Annotated in this window: 4 protein-coding genes; all 4 read left to right on the top strand. The window is 40.5% G+C overall.

The annotated features are described in order from the left end of the window. Window positions 1–94: 94 nt before the first annotated feature. Window positions 95–1,195 (top strand): Fic family protein, encoded by a 1,101-nt coding sequence (locus AB7E63_RS08480; RefSeq protein ID WP_059358622.1) that lies wholly within the window; start codon window positions 95–97, stop codon window positions 1,193–1,195. 190 nt (window positions 1,196–1,385) lie between these two features. After that, a complete protein-coding gene (locus AB7E63_RS08475; RefSeq protein ID WP_059358623.1) occupies window positions 1,386–2,708 on the top strand; it encodes a restriction endonuclease subunit S in 1,323 nt (440 codons plus the stop codon). After that, complete coding sequence (locus AB7E63_RS08470; RefSeq protein ID WP_428419199.1) at window positions 2,705–5,824, top strand: type I restriction endonuclease subunit R; 3,120 nt, start codon at window positions 2,705–2,707, stop codon at window positions 5,822–5,824. The genes AB7E63_RS08475 and AB7E63_RS08470 overlap by 4 nt, the downstream gene beginning before the upstream one ends. Window positions 5,825–5,826: 2 nt before the next feature. Further along, complete coding sequence (locus AB7E63_RS08465) at window positions 5,827–6,540, top strand: M48 family metallopeptidase (RefSeq protein ID WP_059358625.1); 714 nt, start codon at window positions 5,827–5,829, stop codon at window positions 6,538–6,540. Window positions 6,541–6,594 lie beyond the last annotated feature (54 nt).

Genomic DNA, 6,594 nt, shown 5'->3' with positions numbered 1-6,594 from the left:
AGGTAGAAAGCTATAAGCTTAAAGTCGAGAACCATTTGAGAAGGATGGGATTTGATTGGGAAGCTGTGGCATCCAAGTCGGAAGGAGTTGTTTCATGAGTTATTCAATTCCAAGTCTACCGCTGAATATTGAATTAGAAACAAAGCCCATTCTAAAAAAGCTAATGAAAGCACATCAGGCACTCGCAGAATTGAAGGGTGTAAGTGGAGTGATTCCTAACCAAAGCATTTTGATTAGCACGTTATCCTTACAAGAGGCAAAAGACAGCTCGGCTATTGAAAATATAATCACGACCCATGATGAGCTGTATAAGAGCGATGCAACTACGAAACAATTTGCGAATTTTGCAGCTAAGGAAGTGTATAGTTATGCGGCTGCGCTTCAAAATGGATATCAACAGGTTAAAAAAACTGGGCTTCTCGTTAATAATCACATCCTAGAAATTCAGCAGGCTCTTGTAGAGAATAGTGCAGGCTTTCGCAAAATTCCCGGAACGATGTTAAAAAATGATCAGACCGGTGAAGTCGTCTATACCCCGCCTCAAGATGAAAGCCAAATTCGCACCTTAATGAATAATTTAGAACAATTCATGAACGACGATAATCTCAACGATGCTGACCCTCTCATCAAAATGGCGATCATTCACCACCAATTCGAAAGCATTCACCCGTTCTATGATGGCAATGGCCGCACAGGTCGTATCATCAATATTCTCTATTTAGTAAAGCAAGGGCTGCTAGATACCCCCGTTCTCTATCTTTCGCGCTACATCAATCAAAATAAGAATGAATATTATCGATTGCTTCAAGCGGTACGCGATACTGGTTCTTGGGAACCTTGGATCTTATACATGTTAGAAGGAGTAGAGCTAACTTCCCGGCAAACAGTAAGCCTTATCCTCGGAATGAGAGACTTAATGCTACATCAAAAGCATAAGCTTCGAAGTGAACTGCCCAAGATTTACAGTCAGGATCTATTAAATAATCTTTTTAGACACCCTTACACTAAGATCGATTTCGTCATGCAAGAACTGCAAATCCATAGGAACACGGCAGTTAAATACCTAGAGGAATTAGTTAGGATCGAATTGCTGACCAAACATAAGCTTGGTAAAGAGAATTTTTATCTCAATTCGGCTTTATTCGATCTGTTAGCCAATGCCGGCCGAACTCCCGTGGAAGGTAGGCAAATATGACCGCTTTAAGCCCTAAAGGTATATATTTAAAATCGTCATGCACACGAAACTCCTATTTCTTGTGCATGTCTTGCGTTTCATGCACACGTTTTGCTCGTTTTTTGTGTATGCCTGATTCATCATGCATAAGAAATCAGGTTTTTCCGTGCGCATCATTCAAATTATTAATATTTAAGAGTTTAGGTGAACTATGACGTTAACTCTTGAAAATCCAGAAGCATCCCCCATCAATGAAATGGCCGTTGTTGGTTACAAAATATCTGAATTAGGAATGATTCCGGAAGATTGGAATATTATTCAGTTTTCAGATCTCTTAGAATTTCGAAATGGAGTTAACGCAGATAAAACAGCCTATGGGAAAGGCATTCCTTTTATTAATGTTTTAGAAGTAATTACTCATTCACATCTCTCGGTTGCAAAAGTTCCTGGTAGAATCACACTACCAGTCAGCGTTGCTAGCATGTATGGCATTCGATATGGAGATATCCTCTTCAACCGCACATCTGAAACTCAAGAAGAATTAGGTCTTGCTTCCACTTACATATCAAAGTCAAATGAGAAAATCGTGTTTGGAGGTTTCGTCATTCGAGGCAGACCCATAGGTAACCTACTAGATGCTAAATATTCAGGTTATGCATTTCGATCTTCACTAATTCGTTCACAAATTATTTCTAGAGGTCAAGGAGCTATTCGAGCAAATATAGGTCAGTATGATCTATCGCAAATTTTTATTATAATTCCTCCTCTAAAGGAACAACAAGCTATCGCAGCTGCACTTAACGATATCGATTCATTGATCAACAGTCTCGACCAACTCATTGCTAAGAAACGAAATATCAAGCTAGGCGCCATGCAACAATTGTTTACTGGCAAGCAACGCCTTCCCGGATTTAGCGGTGAATGGAATGCAATACAATTGGGGTTTTTCGGGCAATGTTTAAGAGGGGTAAGTTATAAAGGTGAAACTGATTTATCTCCAACAGACAATGATCATACTATTAGACTATTTAGATCTAACAATATTCAAAATTCTAAAATTATTAAAAACAACCTTCAGTACGTGGCTTCCGTCAAAGTCTCTGACCATCAAGTGATGCGCAATAATGATATTCTCATTTGCATGGCGAATGGAAGTAAAGAACTTGTTGGCAAAGCGGGGCTTCTAACCATTAAAGATGCATATCGATACACGTTTGGTGCTTTTATGGGGTGTTTTCGTACAAATATAGAAAAAGCAGATCCGAGATTCGTGTTCTATTTACTTCAATCGAATCACTATCGAAATAACATATCAAATCTTTTAGCGGGCTCAAGCATCAATAACTTAAAACCAAGTGATATTGAATCAATCATTTTTTTTACTCCTTATCTTCATGAACAGACTGCTATTGCTAATATTCTCTCAGATATGGACAACGAACTTTCCCTCCTTGAACAGCGACTTGATAAAGCCAGAAATCTCAAGCACGGAATGATGCAAGAGCTGCTTACAGGAAGGATTCGTTTAAAATGAAGAACGTTGGACACAATGAGGAAATCACTCAGCAACGAGTGATCAAGCTATTCTGTAATGAGCTAGGATATCGTTATCTTGGCAATTGGATCGATCGTCCAGATAACAGAAATATTGATGAAGATCTGCTTCTAAAATACCTGCAAAAGCAAGGATATGAAGACGTCTTGATAAGGCGCGCAATCCACCTGATCAGCAAAGCGGCAGATGATAAGAGCAAGAGTTCTTACGACAGGAATAAAGACGTTTATGAGTTGCTGCGTTATGGTGTAAATGTACGTCTTGAAGTAGGTGAAAATACTCAAACGATCCATATAATTGACTGGAACAATTCTGAAAACAATGACTTTGCAATAGCCGAAGAAGTCACCGTCAAAGGGATTGATTCAAAGTCGCATACAAAACGCCCTGATGTTGTCATATATGTGAACGGTATTGCATTAGGTGTCATTGAGCTTAAACGCTCTACCGTATCTGTCTCCGAAGGAATTCGTCAAAATCTAGATAATCAAAAATCGATCTTTATTCAGCACTTCTTTTCAACAATTCAAGTCGTTATGGCAGGCAATGATACTGAGGGGCTTCGCTATGGGACTATTGAAACCCCCGAAAAATATTACCTGACATGGAAAGAAGAGAGTTCAATTTCGAACCCGCTCGATCGCCACATCTCTCAAATATGCAATAAAACCAGATTTTTAGAGCTTATTCACAACTACATTGTCTTTGATGCAGGCATAAAAAAGCTATGCCGCCCGAATCAATATTTTGGTATCCATGCAGCCCAGGAATATTTAAAGAGACGAGAAGGCGGTATCATCTGGCACACGCAGGGTTCTGGTAAAAGTTTAACGATGGTTTGGCTAGCCAAATGGATTCGTGAGAATATAACTGACGCAAGAGTTCTCATTATCACTGACCGCAAAGAATTAGATGAGCAAATCGAAAAGACCTTTATAGGGGTTAATGAAAAAACGATCTATCGAACCAAGAGTGGTGCCGATTTACTTTCAACTTTAAATCAGACAACTCCTTGGCTCATTTGCTCGCTTATTCACAAATTCGGCGGTAAGGACGAAGAGGAAAACGGAACTGATATTAAAAAATTCATCGAAGAAATGAAGAGGGCAATCCCATCAAACTTTCTAGCAAAAGGCAATCTTTTTGTGTTTGTTGATGAATGTCATCGCACACAATCAGGGGACTTGCATAAGGCTATGAAAGCGTTTTTACCAAACGCTCTGTTTCTTGGTTTTACAGGAACGCCGTTACTCAAGGCGGATAAGCAACGAAGTATCGAGATTTTCGGACCCTACATTCATACCTATAAATTTAACGAAGCAGTGGAGGATGGTGTTGTCCTAGATTTGCGTTATGAGGCCCGTGACATTGACCAGAAAATTACTTCGCAAGAAAGAATTGATCTCTGGTTTACCTCGAAAACTAAAAATCTAACGGATCTTGCCAAAGCGCAACTTAAAAAGCGATGGGGAACTCTTCGAAAAGTGCTTTCTAGTCAGTCCAGGCTTGAGAAGATCGTTGCCGATATACTTCTGGATATGGAAACACGGGATCGCTTAATGAGTGGACGCGGCAATGCCATGCTCGTTTGTGACAGCATTTTTTCAGCCTGCAAATTTTATGAACTCTTTGACAAAACTGATTTGGCTGGCAAGTGTGCTATTGTCACTTCTTATAAACCCTCTCCAGCAGATATTAAGGGGGAAGAATCGGGCGAAGGCATGACCGAAAAACTACGTCAATATGAAATCTATAACAAGATGTTGGCAGATCAAGATCCTGATGCTTTTGAAAAGGCAGTTAAGAAGAAGTTTGTTGATGAGCCGGGTCAAATGAAGCTCTTAATCGTTGTAGATAAGCTTCTAACAGGCTTTGATGCTCCTTCAGCAACTTATCTCTATATCGATAAGCAAATGCATGACCATGGCCTATTTCAGGCGATTTGTCGGGTTAACCGTTTGGACGGTGATGATAAGGAGTATGGCTATATCATCGACTACAAAGATCTCTTCAAACACTTAGAAAAATCTGTGACTGACTATACCGCTGAGGCGTTGGCAGGTTATGACAAAGCTGATGTGGCAGGATTATTACAGGATAGATTAAGTACAGCAAAAGAACATTTAGAACAGGCAAGAGAATCTATTAAAAGTCTTTGTGAGTCCGTAGAGCCGCCGAAAGATACGACTGCGTATTTACATTACTTTTGCGCCAAGGAGTCGGGAAATTCCGTACAGCTTAAGGAAAACGAACCGAAGCGACTTGCTCTATACAAACTGACCGCTGCTTTCATTCGTGCATTTGCAAATATGGCTAATGAATTAGAGGAAGCCGGCTATAGCTTGGCAGAGATCAATTTACTCAAGAGTGAGGTCGATCACTATGAAAAAGTTCGCACCGAAGTAAAGCTGGCCAGTGGCGATTATATCGATCTTAAGATGTATGAGCCAGCTATGCGGCATCTCATCGACACTTACATTCGCGCAGAAGAGAGTGAAAAAATCTCAGCGTTCGATGATTTATCCTTGATACAACTTATTGTTGAACGCGGTCCTGACGCTGTACAATCCCTTCCCAAGAGTATGCAGAAGAAAGAAGCGGTTGCGGAAACGATTGAGAACAATGTTAGAAAACTGATCATCGACGAACATCCAATCAATCCCAAATATTATGAAAAAATGTCTGAACTGCTAAGCGCGCTCATAGAGCAGCGCCGGCAGCAAGCAATCGATTATGAAAGCTATTTGGCTAAGGTTATTGAATTAACCAAACAGGTAAAGAATCCAGCAAGCAACTCAAATTATCCATCCTCAGTAAATACAGCTGGCAAACGAGCCCTATACGATAACTTGAATGAAAATGAAGAAAGCGCTCTGGCTGTTCATGAAGCGGTAATCAAAAATCGACAAGATGATTGGCGCAATAACCGCATCAAGAGAATCAAAGTCCAGAATGCTATCAAAAGTGCTATGAATAAGCGGCATGGCTTTATGGTACGCGAAGAATCTGGCACCTATATGGGTGAATCGATAGATCCTCATGATGCATTAACATCTAAAATTCTTGATATCGTTCAAAATCAACCGGAGTACTAAAGATGCACCAGATTGATGTGAATGGTATCACCGTCGATATTGTGCGCAAAGAGATAAAGAATTTACACCTTGGGGTTTATCCTCCTGATGGAAAAGTGCGTGTAGCGGCTCCTTTAGCGGTAAATGATGAGGCGATCCGATATGCCGTGATTGGGAAGATGGGGTGGATCAAGCAGCAACAGGCGAAATTTACAAACCAACCTAGACAATCACCTCGAGAGATGGTTAGCGGAGAAAGCCACTATTTTCTAGGCCAACGCTACCGCTTGGATGTCATTGAATGTCCAGGGCCAATCAAAGTTATATGCAACAAGTCTGTAATTAAGCTCCACATACCACCTCAAAGTAATGCTGAACAACGCGAACTAGTCTTGCAGCAATGGTATAGGAAAGAAATCAAGAGTCTAATCCCTCCCATGTTGGATAAATGGCAGCCTCTTCTAAACGTAGAAGCGGCAGAATGGGGCGTAAAAAAAATGAAGACAAAATGGGGGTCTTGTAACACAAGTGAGCGTCGGATCTGGATCAATCTTGAACTCATCAAAAAGCCTATACAATGCCTAGAATATATCGTGGTTCATGAATTGGTGCATCTACTGGAAAAACATCACAATGCGCGATTTAAAGCGTTCATGGACAATTTCATGCCTCACTGGCGCTTGCATCGGGAGGAGCTTGGTAGAGAACCGCTAGGACACGATCGCTGGAATTACTGAAGAGTGCTTTGTAATAGATAAAAGTGTAAAGGCATTCTCCATATCTATACAAGA

The sequence above is a fragment of the Parachlamydia sp. genome, assembly GCF_050255895.1.
In the GTDB taxonomy this organism is placed as follows: domain Bacteria; phylum Chlamydiota; class Chlamydiia; order Chlamydiales; family Parachlamydiaceae; genus Parachlamydia; species Parachlamydia acanthamoebae.
Note: the sequence above shows the minus strand (reverse complement) of the source record. Positions and strands in the feature narration are given on the sequence as shown.